Source organism: Geosporobacter ferrireducens, assembly GCF_001750685.1.
In the GTDB taxonomy this organism is placed as follows: Bacteria; Bacillota; Clostridia; order Peptostreptococcales; family Thermotaleaceae; genus Geosporobacter; species Geosporobacter ferrireducens.
In genome coordinates this window covers 2,391,130-2,408,786 of the sequence record NZ_CP017269.1, presented here as the reverse complement: position 1 = coordinate 2,408,786, position 17,657 = coordinate 2,391,130, and the positions used below count along the sequence as shown (strand labels likewise).

Below are 17,657 nucleotides of genomic sequence, written 5' to 3'. Positions count from 1 at the left end.
ACAATAGATATGGAAGAAGAAATTTTTTGGTTAAAAGGGTGTATAAAACAAAATTCAATAAGGATAACAAAGGAAGGCAGGATCAAAAATATGAATGCAGAAGAAATATCACTAAGGGAACTTATAGAGATTCTGATAAAACAAAAAAAGCTTATCATATTGATTACAGTAGCATCTATATTGGTTGCAGGTATTGTCAGTTTTTTTATACTGGATCCAGTATATGAAAGTAGAATGGTGCTCATGGCATCACAGTTTAGTGATAAACTGCAATCAACACAAATTCAAGGGGAAGGGGTCGACAGTATACTCAACTCTCTGTCCAGATACCCTACTATGACATTGGAAACTTATCGACAACAGATTACTGCACCAAGGGTTATGCGGGAAACCATAGCAGAGTTGAAGCTAGAAGAAGAATATGATATAGCCAGCCTTGCAAAGGCTATCACCCTTGAAACCATCAAGGATACAAACTTAATTACAGTAAAAATGCAGCATTCAGATCCGGAAATGGCGGCAAAAATCGTCAGCAAAGTGGGAGAGAAGTTTGTAGCATTTGTATCGGATAAGGCAAAAGAACATGCCAGTAGTTCTTCAAGTCATATAAATACGCAATTGGAAACTGAACTAATAAAGCTTGAAGAAGCTTCCAATGAGTTAAAAGAATTTTTATCACAGCCTAGAGGAGTTTCGGAGCTGGAGCAGGAGTTAGCGGCGAAACTGACACAAATAACCACCTACAAGACGAATTTAACGGATCTGCAGATCAAGCAACAGTCTCTGAAAGCATCCATCCAGGTTGCTGAGACAGAGGCCAAAGGTTCTAATAGAATTATACTGAAAAATCAATCTGACGGTGAGGACAATCTTTCCATAGACAAGCTGCAGTTGATGATAGAGGATTCTGCCACACTGCTGAAGATAGAGCTGGCTGCAGTAACATCAGATATTGCGAACATAAAGGAACAAGTAAACATACTGCAGAAGCAAATTGAGGAACTGCAGGTAGAACTGCAGGAAAAAAAGCATGAAGCAAGAATCATAGAGAAAAAGGTGGAAATTGCACAAAACACCTATGATGCTTTTGTTAAAAAATATGAGGAACTCAGGGTAGCAGAATCCTCCCAGATTGGAGAATCTACCATTACTGTTATATCAAAGGCGTATCCTGCAACTAAACCTGTTGGACCTAGAAAGGCAATGAATCTAGCAATTGCGACAGTGTTGGGAGTAATGATAGGTGTATTTGCCGCCTTTTTCATAGAATACTGGAAAACATCAGGGAATGAAGCGAAGCGCTATCAAGGTGAAAACCTGTAAATAAACTGGAATTAGGACTAGATGCTGTAAGGAACGACGCCCCCGTCGTTCCAAAGCCGAAGGATGAGGGGTGTACTATAATGATTTCTAAATCTGCTAATGAGAGAAAAAATAAAACAGGAATAAAAGAAAAAAGTAAAATAGAATTAATTGTTCTATTGCTCTCAATTTTGATATTTAGCTTACCTTTTTTTAAGGGACTCTTTTTTACAAGAGAGATTCTTATCACGCATATAGTTTCATTTACACTGTCTATTCTATATTTAGCCAATAAAACTTTAAAACGGGAAAAAATATCCTTTGATAATGGAGTAGATTATATTGGACTCTTCTTTATTATCGTCTATTTGTTACCTATAGTATTTGGCAAATGGGCCAATTTAAGGGATGCCATAGGGATAACCCTAAGATATGTAAACTGCTTTATCATTTATCTTATGGTCAAAGATTATGTCCGGGATGAAAAATGTAAGGATTGGGTTCTAAATGTATTGATTGCCAGTGGAGTAACAACCGCGGGTATTGGTATATTAGGCGCAGCGGGTTATGTGCAACTACAAGATGTAGTACTTAGCAATCGTATGGCTTCTACCTTTCAGTATCCCAATACCCTAGCTGCTTTTATGATGACCCTACTGTTTATCACATTAGGGAAACTATACAGTACAGATAAACTATGGCAGAAAATAGTATATGCAGTATCCGGATTTATCATGCTCTTTGTATTTGTATTCACCTATTCAAGGGGAGCTTGGTTATTACTGCCTATATTTGTTCTGCTATATATGCTTGCCCTTGCCAAAGAAAAGAAAGTTCAAACTATTTTATATTTCATTGTTGCACTGATTCCAATCATACTCCTACTACAGCCCATCACAAAGAATCTTTTAGAAGCAGATGGCAATAAATCCCAGGGACTACTCTACACATTTCTAGCCATTGGCATTTTTACTGGTCCATACATCCTAATAGATAAGATGTTCACCCGAATAAAAGAGACACAGTACAAATATATCTATATTTCCTTGACGAGTTTAATGCTGGGCGTTGTTGGCTTATTATTATTGGCATTCAATGCCACAGAACCCTTGACTTTTGATAACTATGGATTGACAGAAAATAGGACTAATCAAATACAACGGGTTGTACATACCGTACAGCCTGATGAAGAATATCTATTAAAGCTCAACCTAGAAGCTGCTACAGAGAATGAAAGACAATGGCCATGGCGCGTGAGAGTCATGAGTATTGGGGCAACGGGTGAAGCTCAGATGATCGCAGAACAACTCGGAGAAATAGAACAAGCTAGCGAAATTGAAATTCCATTTCAAACCTTAGCAGAAACAAAAAAACTTCAGATTTATCTAACCAATACTTATTCTGATACAAAAGTAACTTTCAATGCTGTAGAATTAATCAATATAGCTGATGAAAGTATTAAAAACATAAATCTTCATTATAAATACATTCCGGAATCCTTTATCACCAGATTAAACAATATCAACATGCAAGATAACAGTTCATCTGCAAGACTTACCTTTTACAAAGATGGTTTTAGCATGTTTAAGGACCATATGGTTTTAGGTGCGGGGGGTGGCGCTTGGAAGGGATTGTATAGGCAATATCAATCTGAAATCTATGATAGTACAGAGGCACATAATTATTTCATTCAAACCATGGTAGAGGTAGGGTCATTAGGGATTATCCTACTATTCCTAATGATTGGATGTATCGTTGTAACTGGCTTTAAAGCTGTAAAAGAGAAGGATACTAGGAATATTTCTATGACTATAGCAATCCTATCTTTACTGGCACATAGTGTACTTGATTTTAATTTTTCATATTTATCGATTTTGATTCTATTATGGGTATTTTTAGGCATGTTACCTCAAATAGATTTACCCCATCAAATAAAGAGGGAGGGATTTGCAAGAAAGATTCATCCATTGTTACTCGTCGCAGTAGTAATACCTATCATATTCTTTACAGGATTTCTTTATATAGGAAATGCTAGTGCCAGAGAGGCGGCAGCATATTTTAAAAGTGGGCATTCTCAAGAGGGTGTAGTAGCCTTTGACAGAGCTGTCAAAGCAGATCCCTTTGATGCAACTTATCGAATCGATATGGCACAGATATTGCGAAATATTAGTCAGCAAAATCAGAACCAGCAGTTACTCCTAGAAGCGGAGGAACATCTCAAAAAAGCTATCCAATATGCACCCTATAATGATTTGATTTTAAGTCAAGCGGCATTACATTATTTAAATGTAGGCCAATTTGATGAAGCTCTCCCATACGCCGATAAAGTGATTGAAGTAGCTCCTGCAGTAGCAAACTCCTATGAAATAAAAACGGAAATATATAATGCTGTAGCAAGGTATTATCTAGAAAATAACAATAAAAAACAGGCTTTAGAAACATATAGTAGCATACTTGAAGTAGTGAATGAGATTAGAATTGCAAATAATAAGACTCAAAACAAAAAACTGATCTTGACAGATAAAACAATAGATCAACTTAATGTAGCAAGGTATCATGTAGATGAAAAAGATAGAGAAATCCAGGATATTAATAAAATCTTCTATTTTGCCTTAGATACCGATGAGAATGGCTTAACGGATAACTGGAAGGTATATAATTATAAAGATGCAAATATTATCACTGAGGTTGCTGATGATGGTATTAAAATCAGTAACACAGGAGCAGGGACTGGATTCATCTATTCCACAAATTTTGAACTAAAACCTTCGACGAAATATAAGATGGAGTTGAAGCTAAACAGCACCATAGATGAAGATTTTGCGGTTATAAAGGTGATAAGCCGTAATGGAAAGACAACGCAGTTTGCTCAAAAACTAGATATGGGTATGGCTGCAAAAAATGCATTTGCCTATGAATTTGAAACTTCAGAAGAGATCCAGTCAGGTGATCAATATATCCGAATTGATCACCTAGGAAACTCAGAAAAATCTATTGATATCAATAGACTTATTCTCTTAGAATCAAAGCCATAAGGCTAAATATCTAATCCTTTGCCGACAATATAGCATTTTGTAATAGTTGCTAGTTTTCGGCGCTTATTTTATCTCTGTGTAAATCATTCATATTTGACTATAGAATGCGTTGATCATACAGACGGTTTCTTCAATAGTATGGAGAAGATATATGCTTTAAGTATCGTGATATCTTCTATATCAATAAGAAGATTCAACGCAAAATTCATAGTAAAGAGAATGCTTTTGAGAGTAATAATGGAAGTGTTTGGCTTCTGTAAACATGATAGTTTTTACAGTTTTATGGAAATAATAGCTGAACGGTAGGTCGACTTCAGTATTGTAAAAGAATAAAGCCACATTTCATGAAAACGTGAGATTAGAGGAGTTCAAAGTGCGGATAAGTATGCAATACCACCAGAAGAAGTTATCCGCGAGAGCTTAGTGAATGCTGTAGTACATCGCAACTATTCAAATAGTGGATAAGAGATAAACATGGGAGTATACGATGCCATTGTTAGTATCGTTTCTCCCGGCTGATTTCCTAGAACCATCACTCACAGAGTGCATGATAATCGAATTAAAACAAAGGATACAAAGATATTTCTTGGGGAAGAAGCACGTAGAGCAAGAAAGATTCTTAAAGATTCAGATGAAAAACAAATCGCTGTTAAAAAGGTAAGGAACCTAGTACATTTTATAAGAAAAATATCCGATACTGATAGATAGTGACGCATTTTAAAGTTGACATAAAGTATTTTAAATAGCCCATTGCTATGAAAAGAAGACAACTGTAAAACCTAAAAATACAAAAATGGATGTTCAGGGAAGACAAGTTGTTATTAATACAGTAAATGATGAAAACTATCATCTAATATCTTTATTTGTCTGGTGATTTTCTATGGATAAAAGAAATAGTGGCTTTACATTGACTGAACTTGAAATAGCCATCGCGATACTTGGAATCATCGCAGCGATAGCCAGACCCAGATGGACTCGGTATAAAAGTTTATCAGAGGATAGCGTTTGAGAGGTAAATCGAAATACTGTAGAAAGGTTGTACGCTGCTTTTTTACAGGAGAACTACCAAGAGGAGAGTACTTTTAATCAATTTCTTATTGAGAATTTTGATAGAGCATATCCATCTGGTGGGATCATTTCGTTTGAAGAAGGAAAAGTCAGATGTAGCTTACACGAGGATGAGATTCCTTGGTTGTGATTGGATGGGAGTATCGACGTGAGTGTGGTGAAAGGATAAATAGGCTGTAAGGTAGTAATATAAAGGGTTTTAGAGATTGGAGTATAAGGGCGAATGTTACAGAAGCATTACACCTCTATGCATCCAATCATGAGAGTGAAGTATGGACGATTTAGCACATAAATCAATACATAAATTTGAAAACAAGAAGGTGCTAAATACAAAAAAGCACCTCTATACAACACATAGACTTTAGAAAAGGGAGGATGACAGGAAATGGCTGAGAATAAAGCAGGTACTACTAACAAAAAGATATGGCTCGCTTCACCTCACATGAGTGATGAAGGTTATGAAATGCAATATGTACAAGACGCATTCGACACGAACTGGGTAGCACCACTAGGACAAAATGTTAATGAGTTTGAGAAAGAGCTTGCTGAAAGAGTTGGTTCAAAACACGCTGCAGCTTTAACTTCTGGAACTGGAGCAATCCACTTAGCACTTAAATCTGTTGGTGTTGGTGAAGGTGATGTTGTATTCTGTCCGACTCTAACTTTTTCTGCTACAGCCAATCCGATCATCTATCAGAACGCTACTCCGGTCTTTATTGACAGTGATTATGAAACTTGGAATATGGATCCCAAAGCATTAGAGGCAGCCTTCGAAAAGTATGGTGATAAGGTGAAGGCTGTTTTAGTTGTGCATTTATATGGCCTTTCAGCTGATATGGATAAGATCATGACTATTTGTGAGAAGCACAATGTGCCAGCGATTGAAGATGCAGCTGAGTCTTTAGGAGCTTATTATAAAGGAAGACATACTGGAACCTTTGGTGAGTTTGGCGTGTTCTCGTTTAATGGAAACAAAATCATCACTACTTCTGGTGGTGGGATGTTAGTTTCTGATGATGAAGAGAAAATCAAGAAAGTTAGATTCTGGTCTACTCAGTCTAGAGATGCAGCAAGGCACTACCAGCATAGCGAATTAGGGTTCAATTACCGTATGAGCAATGTTGTTGCTGGAATTGGTAGAGGACAGCTTAAAGTGTTAGATCAAAGAGTGGCAAAGAAGAAATATATCTTTGAATATTATAAGAAAGAGTTAGGTTCATTAGAAGGTGTGGACTTCATGCCTATTAATGAGTGGAATGAGCCTAATTACTGGCTTAGTGTAATGACTTTGAAAGGTAAGGTTAGACCTCTAGAAGTAATGGAGGCACTTGAAACTGAGAATATCGAATCAAGACCTGTCTGGAAACCGATGCATATGCAGCCGTTCTTCGCTGAGTATGATTATGTCGGTTCAGATGTGAGTGAGAAGCTGTTTGAGAATGGTGTATGCTTGCCATCTGATACAAAGATGACAGATGGAGATCTTGAGAGAATATGTGGGATTATTAAATCATTATGGAGATAGATGGGATGTATTTTGATGAGAGATTTAAACTTATTTATAAAAAGGTTGATTGACTTTTTTGGGAGTGGCATAGGATTAATTCTAATTTCTCCACTACTAATTATTTCTGCAATTTTAATCAAATTGACTATGCCAGGTCCATTGTTTTTTAAGCAAAAAAGAGTTGGTAAGAATGGCATAAAGTTCAATATTTTAAAATTTAGGACTATGAAGGTGGATAGAGAGGCTGAAAAAAACCTAGATTTCACAAAAGACAAAGAGAGAATTACTCCCGTTGGAAAATTTCTTAGACGGACAAAGATAGATGAACTACCACAATTGATAAATGTATTTAAAGGGGATATGAGTCTAGTTGGTCCTAGACCTACTATCCAGCAACAAGTTGACAATTATACAAAATTTCAACTTCAAAGACTGAATATGAGACCAGGAATGACTGGATTAGCACAGGTTAATGGAAACATCACTTTGCCATGGGAGCAAAGAATTGAATATGACGTTGAGTATATTCTAAACTTTAGTATCATTTTGGATTTCAAAATATTATTAAAGACAGTTGCTATTGTTATTATGGGCGAAGGTAAATTTAAGAAAGAAAAAAGTACTAGTTAATAATAGTTTGTTATGAAATGAGGTTTTTACATGAAATCAATACTTATTGGGTCGGTTGGGTCTAGTAGTAAGACTCTACTTCAAGAAATGGTTAGATTAAATTTTCCTGTTGAAATGGTATTTTCATTAGATGAACAATACTCTTTAAATGTGTCTGGTTATTATCCTATTCATCAATTAGCGGAAAAACACAACATACCCTATAGAAAGTTTAAAAGAATAAACGACAAGGAACATACAGTATTAATTAAAGAAATAAATCCGGATTATATTTTTGTGATTGGCCTATCCCAACTTATTGGGAAAGAAATCATTGAATCTGCAAAAAAAGGCGTAATTGGATCTCATCCCACACCCCTTCCAAAATTCAGAGGAAGAGCAGCTATGGTGTGGCAGATGTTACTTGGAATAAAAGAATCAAAATGTTCAATGTTTTTTATTGATGAAGGTATAGATTCAGGAGATATTATAGGGCAAGAAGATTATTTCCTTGAAAATACTGACTATGCTATAGATGCAGAAAGAAAAGTAACAGAAGCGTTTGGAAGGTTAGCTAGAAGAATACTTCCAGAAATAATGAATAATAATTTAAAATCCATTAAACAAAATGAAGAGGAAGCAACATATCTATTGAAGCGTTTACCAGAAGACGGTTTGATAAATTGGCAGGAACCTGTCGAGCAAATTCATAGATTGATTAGAGCGGTGTCAAAGCCGTACCCAGGTGCTTTTTCCTACTATGATGGAAAGGATAAAGTGGTATTTTGGAGAGCAGATTTTATGGAAAACAAGAAGTATATAGGGCTACCAGGTCAAATTGCAAAGAAGACAGAAGAATACTTGGATGTAGTATGTATAGATGGACTGCTTAGAATATATGATTTTGAGTGCACAAATAGCATCAAAATAAGAGAAGGATATAAGTTTAAATAAAAGACTCTTGCAAGTGAGTTAAATACCGAGGTGAATCATGAAAATTCTAATTATTGCACCGCATCCAGATGATGAGGTGCTAGGTGTTGGTGGTACAATAGCAAAATATTCTAATGAAGGTCATGAAGTATATGTTTGTATAGTTACCAGTGCAGGTGATAAAGACTTACTTAATGTTATCAGAACCGAAGCAGAAAATGCTCATAAAATCTTAGGTGTTAAGGAGACTATTTTCTTAGATTTTCCAGTTGTGAGACTGAGAGAAACTCCAATTATTCAAATCAATTCTAAGATATTAAAAGTTGTTGAGGAAATAAAACCTAATATAGCTTTTATACCTCATAAAGGGGATATGCACATAGATCATGTAGAAGTGGCTAACAGTGCAATGGTAGCGCTAAGACCTATAAATAATCCTCAACTCAAGGCGATTTATGCATATGAAACATTATCAGAAACGGAATGGAATATACCATCAGTTGATAATGTATTTATTCCGAATGTATGGATTGATATATCTAATACAATCAAACTCAAAAAGAAAGCTATGGAATGTTATAAAAGTCAGCTTCAAGAATTTCCACAGCCTAGATCGGTCGAAGCTATAGAAGCACTTTCAAAGTTAAGAGGTTCCACAGTTTGTGTTAGGAGTGCGGAGAGTTTTATGCTGATTAGAAACATAGTTTAAGGTTTTATGATAAGAATCACTAATGAATACCTATCTGTTAATTTTTTAGAATTTTTATAGAGAAAAAAGTGAGGTTAAGCAAAATGGAGAGAAATAAGGAAGATATTGATATTAGATATTTAAGTGAAATTGATTTAAATGAGAATTCTAAAGAAATAATTGAGTTATTAAATGATAATTACTTAATCAATTTCCCTAATCATCATGACCTTTCGAATTTTGCAATTTCTAACTTCCATGATATGAAAAAGTTTATAAATGATGGTTCTGCACTTATTATTGCAGCTTACTCAGGGGGAAAAGTTATTGGTTTTTTATGGGCCTATAGAAGATTATTTTTGGGAGAGGAAAGACTTCATATTAGTCATATTGTCGTAGATGCTGCGTTTAGAGGTTATGGAATAGGTACGAGAATGATTGATTTTATAGAAAAATATGCATTAGAGAAAAACATTAAAGTCATTGAACTTTTAACTACTAGCAAGAATGAAAGAACTATTGAATTTTATAACAAGCATGGATTTAGTGTAACTAGGGTGCAATTTGAAAAGAATTTGGGTGACAAAGATGATAATTAATAAAACAGCAAGCGAAAAAGAGAATTACAAACTTTGTGATTATTATTATGATAGTGCGCGTGAAGGAATGTATGATTTACTTTTAAATATGACAAATGATGGTTTGATAAAAACAGTCTTTGTACCTGGTTATGTTGGGTGGTCTCCTAGAGAGGGTAGTGGAATATTTGATCCAATCAATAAAATTGAAAATGTATCTATTGTATATTATCGAATGGACAATAACTTGAATATTGATCTAAATAATCTTTACGAGAAAATAGATAGCCTAGATAATGATAAATTTGCAATATTGATTGTGAACTATTTTGGTTTTGTTGATCCTAATATTGAAGAAATATGCTCAAGAATTAAAGAGAAAAATGGATGGATTATTGAAGATAATGCTCATGGTTTTTTCACTAGTTTGTATTTGAATCATTCGTGTGCAGATGCCACTTTTTTTTCTTTACATAAGATGTTTCCTTTTAATAAAGGAGGAAGCATTAAAGTGCTTAATGATAGTTTGAAGAAATATTCGTTTGAAGGAAAAAATATTAATCAAATAGTTGATAATCCTTGGTCATATGATATTTCGAAGATTGCATTAAAAAGAAAGAGCAACTATGAAAAAATTGATAAACTAGTAAGATTGGAAAAATATTGTTCTATTTTTGAACCATTAAAAGGTAAGTTGGACGATGGAATAATCCCACAGACATATCCGATAAAAATACAAGTTGGCAATAGAGATAAAATATATGAATTGATGAACCAATCTGGATATGGCGTTGTAAGTCTGTACCATACATTAATCGAACCACTTAGAAATACAGAGCATAGTGATGCTTTGAAATTATCTAAACAGATTTTAAATTTACCGGTTCATCAGGATGTAAATTCAAATGAGTACGAGAACATGGTAGACCTACTCGCAAAGTTTTGTTTAGAAACAGTGTAATCGTGCAATATGAAAGGGGAAATTGAAGTAATATGATTTCTACAATCACAATTGGGGAACCAGATAGATGGGATGCTATTGTAAAAAGTTTTGAAAATTATGATGTGAACTATTTGAGCCAATATTCAAGGGCATTTGGGGAAAATGGAGAAGGCGATCCATTATTAATTTACTATGAGAATGATTCAACAAAAGCCATAAATGTCGTTATGAAGAGAGATATCTCGGAAAGTGAACATTTTAAAGATAAAATACAGCCAGAAAAATGGTTTGATTTATCTACGCCTTATGGTTATGGTGGCTTTTGGATAGAAGGTGAAGATTTTAAAACATTAGATGAGGAATATGAGCAATACTGCAAAAATAATGGTTTTGTTTCTGAGTTTGTTAGATTTCACTTATTTAGTGATTATAAAGACATCTTTAATGGAACCGTTGAAAGTCATACGAATAATGTCGTTCGATCGCTTGATTTAGATATTAATGAAATGCTTATAGATTTTGAGCATAAAGTTCGTAAAAATCTAAAAAAAGCAAACAAAGCGGATCTAAAAATTGAGATTGATGAATCTGGCGAAAGAATAGAGGAATTCTTGGATATCTATTACGGAACAATGGATAGAAATGATGCAAAATCAAATTTTTTCTTTCCTGAGTCATTCTTTAAGACTATAAATGAAATGATAAACAATTTTGTGTATATACATGTTATTCATGAGGAAACAGTTATTTCCACTGAATTAGTTTTATTTGGTAGCGATAATTGCTATTCGTTTTTAGGAGGAACAAAAAGTGATTATTTCAATTTAAGACCTAATGATTTTTTAAAGTTTGAGATTATTAAATGGGCAAAGAATAAAGGCTTGAAGAGATTTATTCTTGGTGGTGGATATGGTGAAGATGATGGAATATTCAGATACAAAAAAAGTTTTTCGCCAAACGGAATTCACAAATTTTATATAGGTAAGAGGATTTTTGATAAAGAGAAGTATAGTGAGTTAACCAAGATTCGAAATAGCAATCAGAATTTTGATAAAAAAACCAATTATTTTCCACAATATCGAGTATAGGTAATTATGGTAGTAGCTTAATAAGATAAAAGGTGGTTTAATTATGAATATTGTACTTCTCTCTATAGGGGGACTAAATGATTTAAGTGAGAACGCAGTTTATCCTGATTTACTGAGGCGATTTAGAGATGAAGGTCATTCGGTGCATGTGGTCTGTCAAAGAGAAAGGCGTTTAGGATTGGATACAGAAATGAATGTTGAACATGGAATCAAGGTACTGAGAGTTAAGACAGGTAATATCACCAAGACAAACCTAGTTGAGAAGGGCATTTCGACAATATTGATTGGTTGGCAATTTAAAAATGCAATTAATAAATACTTTGGAGATATCAAGTTTGACCTAGTACTTTATTCAACTCCACCAATAACGATAGCTAATACGGTATCTTTTATTAAGAAGCGAGATAGAGCAACATCATATTTAATGTTGAAGGATATTTTCCCACAAAATGCCATTGATATTGGACTCTTAAAAAATACTGGATGGAAATCATTAATATATAAATACTTTAGAAAAAAAGAAAAACAGCTGTATTTAATGAGTGATCACATAGGCTGTATGTCAAAAGCAAATATAGAATTCATTCTTAAGCACAATCCTTATCTAAATAAGGATAATGTTGAAATATGCCCCAATACGATCAATCCGTTAGTAAAGAAACATGTAGATAAAAATCAATCAAGAGCACGTTTTAATTTGCCTAAAGATAAAATCATTTTTGTTTATGGTGGAAATTTCGGAAAACCACAGAATGTTGATTATATTATCGAAGTACTAAAAGATAATGAATTAAATAATATGATTCATTTTGTGATGGTGGGTGCAGGTACGGATTTTTATAAAATAAAAGACTATAAGAAGCAAGCTTCAGATGATTATATTACTGTATTAAACAGTTTAAACAAAGTGGAATATGATGATTTATTAGATGCCTGTGATGTAGGGTTAATATTTCTTGATTATAGATTTACAATACCAAATTTCCCATCAAGATTATTAGATTATATGAATCACGAAATTCCAGTGCTGGCTGCGACAGATACAAATACTGATGTTGGTCAAGTGATAACAGACGGTAAATTTGGTTGGTGGTGTGAGAGTAAAGGGACCAAGATTTATAAAGAGATAATTGCCATGATAATAAGGGAAAAAGATTCTCTAATCAAAATAGGGATGAATGGAAGACAATATTTAGAACAAAATTATCGAACTGAAAAAGCTTATAAAATAATAATGAGTCACTTCAACATAGAAGAAAAGAGGTAGTTAAATGTTTAAAGATAAGACCTTGTTAATTACAGGTGGGACAGGATCTTTCGGGAATGCAGTAATGAAAAGATTCTTAAATACAGATATAAAAGAGATTCGAATTTTTTCTCGTGATGAAAAGAAGCAAGATGACATGAGAAAGCTTTATAAGAATGATAAATTGAAGTTTTATTTAGGTGATGTTAGAGATCTTTCTAGTGTTAAGAACGCAATGCATGGAGTAGATTATATCTTCCATGCAGCTGCTCTTAAGCAAGTACCCTCCTGTGAATTTTTTCCATTAGAGGCAGTAAAGACGAATATATTAGGTACTGATAATGTCCTTACAGGTGCAATAGAAATGGGAGTTAAGAAGGTAATATGTCTTTCTACTGATAAGGCAGCTTATCCGATAAATGCTATGGGAATTTCCAAAGCGATGATGGAAAAGGTATTTGTAGCGAAAGCAAAGACTGTTGATTCCAAAAGGACACTTATCTGCGGTACGAGATATGGTAATGTGATGGCTTCAAGAGGATCAGTAATTCCACTATTTATAGATCAAATAAAGAATGGACAGCCACTAACCGTTACGGATCCCAACATGACAAGGTTCTTGATGAGCCTTGAAGAAGCAGTAGAGCTAGTTGTATTTGCTTTCCAAAATGCTGAAGCGGGAGATATTATGGTTCAAAAGTCTCCAGCATCAACTATCGGGGACTTAGCACAAGCAGTTAAAGAGCTCTTTAATGCAGATAATGAAATCAAAGTAATCGGTACTCGTCATGGAGAAAAGTTATATGAAACTCTACTCACAAAAGAAGAGCATGTTGTAGCTAAAGATATAGGTGGTTTTTATCGTGTACCAGCAGATAAAAGAGACCTTAATTATGACAAGTACTTTGTAGAAGGAGATCAAAAGCTCTCATCTGAAGATGAGTACAACTCTCATAATACAGAAAGGCTTAACATCGAGCAAATTAAAGAAAAACTACTTCAACTTGATTATGTAAGAGAACAATTGGAAAGTTGGGATAGATAATGAAAATTTTAGTCACAGGGGCAAAGGGTTTTATAGGAAAAAACTTAATAGCAGAGCTAAGAAATAAAAAGTATAATGAAATTTTTGAGTTCGATAAAGAAATAGATTTTAAATTACTAGACGATTACTGCAAAGAGGCCGATTTTGTATTTCATCTTGCAGGGGTAAACCGTCCCAAAGAGCAAGCAGAGTTTATGGAAGGTAACTTTGGATTTACCTCGGATTTGCTAAACACGTTAAAAAAATATAGTAACACTTGCCCGGTGATGATTTCATCGTCTATTCAAGCTGAGTTAAATAATCCTTATGGAGAGAGCAAAAAAGCGGTTGAAGACCTTCTGTTTGATTATGGTAAAGTGACCGGGGCTAAAGTTCTAATTTATAGATTCCCTAACGTCTTTGGTAAATGGTGTAGGCAGAACTACAATAGTGCTGTAGCTACCTTCTGTCATAATATTGCTCATGACTTACCTATTCATGTGAACGATTCAAGTGTAGTGATGAACCTTGTTTATATAGATGATGTAGTAAATGAGCTTATTAATGCTTTAAAAGGTAAAGAAAATAAAGTAGGAGAGTTTTGTGAAGTACCTGTTGTACACAAAATTACTCTAGGTAAGATAGTAGACTTAATTTATTCATTTAAGAAAAGCAGAGAAGATAGATCAGTACCTGATATGTCTGATGAATTTACAAAGAAACTCTATAGCACATACTTAAGTTATTTACCTGAAAATAAATTTAGCTATGAATTAAAAATGAATGTAGACCAAAGAGGTTCTTTTACAGAGTTTATCAAGACTCCTGATAGAGGACAAGTATCCGTAAATATATCAAAATCTGGAATTACAAAAGGTAATCACTGGCACCACACAAAGAATGAAAAATTCTTAGTGGTAAGTGGAAAAGGGGTTATTCGTTTTAGAAAGATAGATTCAGATGAAGTAATAGAGTATTTCGTAAGTGGTGACAAAATGGAAGTAGTAGATATACCAACGGGCTATATACATAATATCGAGAACCTTGGTGAAATAGATATGGTTACGATAATGTGGGCTAATGAGGTTTTTGACCCTGAAAAACCAGACACTTACTTCTTGGAGGTATAACTGATGAAGAAATTAAAAGTCATGACAGTTGTAGGTACTAGACCAGAAATAATCAGACTGTCAGCTGTTATAAATAAATTAGATGAATCAGAAGCAATTGAACATGTGCTTGTTCATACAGGGCAGAACTATGATTATGAATTAAATGAAGTGTTCTTTAATGACTTTAATCTAAAAAAGCCAGATTATTTTCTGAATGCAGCAACTGGTACAGCAGTAGAAACAATAGGAAATATTCTAGTGAAGATAGATCCAATCTTGAGTGAAGTAAAACCAGATGCATTTTTAGTTCTAGGAGACACTAATAGCTGTTTATGTGCAATAGCAGCTAAGAGAAAGCATATTCCTATTTTCCATATGGAAGCCGGAAATAGGTGTTTTGATCAAAGAGTGCCAGAAGAGACAAACAGAAAAATCGTTGATCATGTAGCAGATATTAATCTTACTTATAGTGATATTGCGAGAGAGTACCTTTTAAGAGAAGGACTTCCTGCAGATAGAGTCATTAAAACAGGTAGTCCTATGTTTGAGGTTCTAAATTCAAGAAAAGATGACATTGAAAAATCTGATGTACTTGAAAGGTTAGAGATTGAAGAAGGTAAATATTTTGTTGTTTCTGCTCATAGAGAAGAAAACATTAATTCAGAAGAAAACTTTATGGATCTAGTAGATACTTTAAATACAATTGCTGAAAAATATCAGATGCCATTGGTTGTAAGCACACATCCAAGGACAAGAAAAATGATTGAAGCAAAGGGCATCGAGTTTAATCCTCTAGTTAAGACAATAAAGCCACTTGGCTTTAATGACTATGTGAAACTTCAGAAGTATGCTAAGGCTGTTTTAAGTGATAGCGGAACAATCAGTGAAGAGTCATCTATTCTTGGTTTTAGAGCACTTAATATTAGGCAGGCTCACGAAAGGCCAGAGGCTATGGAAGAAGCATCAGTTATGATGGTGGGGCTAAAGAAAGAAAGAATTCTACAGGGACTTGAAGTATTAGAGACTCAAGAGAAAGATAAGTTGAGATTGGTGGCAGATTATAGCATGCCTAATGTTTCTGACAAAGTATTGAGGATTATGTTATCTTATACGGATTATGTTAATAGAGTGGTTTGGGGGAAATAGGATGAAAAAAAAAGTCCTAATAATGGCTGGTTATTATCTACCAAGTGTAAAAGGTGGAGGACCTATACAATCGATCAAAAACATTGTTGATAATTTGTCTGATAGATTTGATTTCTATATTGTTGCAGCTGATAGGGATCTTGGTGATAGCAAACCTTTTGAAAATATTGAGGTCGACAAATGGGTTCAAGTAGGGAAAGCAAATGTGTATTATACTGATATTTCAATATTAAATTGGCAAAAAACGAAGATGATTATAGACTGTTCACAGTGTAAAGTCATGTATTTAAATAGCTTTTTTGATTATAAATTTACAATAGTTCCTCTAGTATTATACAAGTTAAATAAAGTATATGTTAATAAAATCATAGTTGCTCCGAGAGGACAGTTTTCTCCAGGGGCACTTGGATTAAAGAGTAAAAAAAAGAAATTATTCATAAACGCATCAAAATTGTTTGGATTATATAAAAATTTATTGTGGCATGCAACAGCCGATTCAGAAAAAGAGCATATCCAGAAAATATTTGGAGAAGAGATAAATATAATAGTTGCAAATAATCTAACGGCTAATTATAGTGATTTAACTTATGATAAAAATCTAGAGAAATCTGAAGGAGAATTGAGAATTGTATTTGTATCTAGAATTCATCCGAAAAAGAATCTGAAACAAGCAATTCAGCTGTTGCAAAAAATAAATGGGACTGTGATTTTAAACATATATGGGCCAATCGAAGATAGTGAATATTGGGATGATTGCAAACGAGAAATTGCTTTACTTCCTTCAAATGTAAAAGTGGTCTATCAGGGCATTGTGAATCACGAAGAAATTATTATCGTGTTCAAGAATCATCATGTATTTTTATTACCAACATTGGGAGAAAATTTCGGTCATGTTATTTCAGAGGCTTTTATTGGGGGTTGTCCAGTAATAATTAGTGATCAAACTCCATGGAGAGGCTTAGAAGAAGCACAAGTTGGATGGGATATTGAGTTGAATTGTAAGCAGAAATTTATTGACTCTATTCAAGAATGTGTGGACTTAAATAACGAAGAATTTAAGAAATTATCGAAAAATGCTTTTTTATACGGGAAAAAGAGATCAAATCGAATAGAAGATTTGGAAAACACATTGATTTTGTTTGAATAAATGAATTAAATTTATAAAATAGAGTCTAATGCTATGTTGGATAAATAGAAAGTTTTTATGCATAAGAGCAGCATCCCAAATTGCCTATCCAAGGACCAGTTATGTTTAAAAACAATTAGAGACATTGCATCATAAATTTTAGACATCATTATGAAGTGATAGATTCAATTAGAGTATTTCTCAACAATATCTAGTAGAATGAACTATTGAATATTAACAATACAGTTAAAT

At 33.9% G+C, this 17,657-nt stretch carries 15 protein-coding genes; all 15 read left to right on the top strand.

Going from position 1 to position 17,657, the window contains the following annotated elements:
• The first annotated feature begins 90 nt into the window (after positions 1-90).
• The 15 genes from Gferi_RS11390 (at position 91) to Gferi_RS11325 (ending at position 17,426) form a co-directional block, all read left to right on the top strand.
• Complete coding sequence (locus Gferi_RS11390) at positions 91-1,323, top strand: GumC family protein (protein WP_169832983.1); 1,233 nt, start codon at positions 91-93, stop codon at positions 1,321-1,323.
• 80 nt (positions 1,324-1,403) lie between these two features.
• Positions 1,404-4,337: an O-antigen ligase family protein gene (locus tag Gferi_RS11385; RefSeq protein WP_069976554.1), complete on the top strand. Its 2,934-nt coding sequence runs from the start codon at positions 1,404-1,406 to the stop codon at positions 4,335-4,337.
• 880 nt (positions 4,338-5,217) lie between these two features.
• Positions 5,218-5,346, top strand: coding sequence for a prepilin-type N-terminal cleavage/methylation domain-containing protein (locus Gferi_RS29470; protein ID WP_083273504.1), 129 nt, complete (start codon positions 5,218-5,220; stop codon positions 5,344-5,346).
• Positions 5,347-5,790: 444 nt separating this feature from the next.
• Positions 5,791-6,930: a DegT/DnrJ/EryC1/StrS family aminotransferase gene (locus tag Gferi_RS11380; RefSeq protein ID WP_069976552.1), complete on the top strand. Its 1,140-nt coding sequence runs from the start codon at positions 5,791-5,793 to the stop codon at positions 6,928-6,930.
• Positions 6,931-6,945: 15 nt separating this feature from the next.
• On the top strand, positions 6,946-7,542 hold the full coding sequence (locus Gferi_RS11375; RefSeq protein ID WP_069976550.1) for a sugar transferase: 597 nt from the start codon (positions 6,946-6,948) through the stop codon (positions 7,540-7,542).
• Positions 7,543-7,572: 30 nt separating this feature from the next.
• Positions 7,573-8,475 carry a methionyl-tRNA formyltransferase gene (locus Gferi_RS11370; RefSeq protein ID WP_069976548.1) on the top strand — a complete coding sequence of 301 codons (903 nt, stop codon included), beginning with the start codon at positions 7,573-7,575 and terminating at the stop codon, positions 8,473-8,475.
• A 37-nt stretch (positions 8,476-8,512) separates the two neighbouring features.
• Positions 8,513-9,163: a PIG-L deacetylase family protein gene (locus Gferi_RS11365; RefSeq protein WP_069976546.1), complete on the top strand. Its 651-nt coding sequence runs from the start codon at positions 8,513-8,515 to the stop codon at positions 9,161-9,163.
• Between the two features lie 83 nt (positions 9,164-9,246).
• The gene (locus Gferi_RS11360; protein WP_069976544.1) at positions 9,247-9,741 is read left to right on the top strand and encodes a GNAT family N-acetyltransferase; all 495 of its coding nucleotides are present in this window, start codon (positions 9,247-9,249) and stop codon (positions 9,739-9,741) included.
• Positions 9,731-10,681, top strand: a complete 951-nt coding sequence (locus tag Gferi_RS11355; protein ID WP_069976542.1) for a PLP-dependent aminotransferase family protein — start codon at positions 9,731-9,733, stop codon at positions 10,679-10,681. Before Gferi_RS11360 ends, Gferi_RS11355 begins: the two co-directional genes overlap by 11 nt.
• Before the next feature lie 32 nt (positions 10,682-10,713).
• Positions 10,714-11,751 (top strand): GNAT family N-acetyltransferase, encoded by a 1,038-nt coding sequence (locus tag Gferi_RS11350; RefSeq protein WP_069976539.1) that lies wholly within the window; start codon positions 10,714-10,716, stop codon positions 11,749-11,751.
• A gap of 43 nt (positions 11,752-11,794) precedes the next feature.
• Positions 11,795-13,018 carry a glycosyltransferase family 4 protein gene (locus Gferi_RS11345; protein WP_069976537.1) on the top strand — a complete coding sequence of 408 codons (1,224 nt, stop codon included), beginning with the start codon at positions 11,795-11,797 and terminating at the stop codon, positions 13,016-13,018.
• Positions 13,019-13,022: 4 nt separating this feature from the next.
• Positions 13,023-14,042 carry a polysaccharide biosynthesis protein gene (locus tag Gferi_RS11340; RefSeq protein WP_069976535.1) on the top strand — a complete coding sequence of 340 codons (1,020 nt, stop codon included), beginning with the start codon at positions 13,023-13,025 and terminating at the stop codon, positions 14,040-14,042.
• Positions 14,042-15,151, top strand: a complete 1,110-nt coding sequence (locus tag Gferi_RS11335) for a capsular polysaccharide biosynthesis protein CapF (RefSeq protein WP_069976533.1) — start codon at positions 14,042-14,044, stop codon at positions 15,149-15,151. Before Gferi_RS11340 ends, Gferi_RS11335 begins: the two co-directional genes overlap by 1 nt.
• A gap of 3 nt (positions 15,152-15,154) precedes the next feature.
• Positions 15,155-16,279 (top strand): non-hydrolyzing UDP-N-acetylglucosamine 2-epimerase, encoded by a 1,125-nt coding sequence (gene wecB, locus Gferi_RS11330; protein ID WP_069976532.1) that lies wholly within the window; start codon positions 15,155-15,157, stop codon positions 16,277-16,279.
• Position 16,280: 1 nt separating this feature from the next.
• Positions 16,281-17,426, top strand: a complete 1,146-nt coding sequence (locus Gferi_RS11325) for a glycosyltransferase family 4 protein (RefSeq protein WP_069976530.1) — start codon at positions 16,281-16,283, stop codon at positions 17,424-17,426.
• Positions 17,427-17,657: the final 231 nt, after the last annotated feature.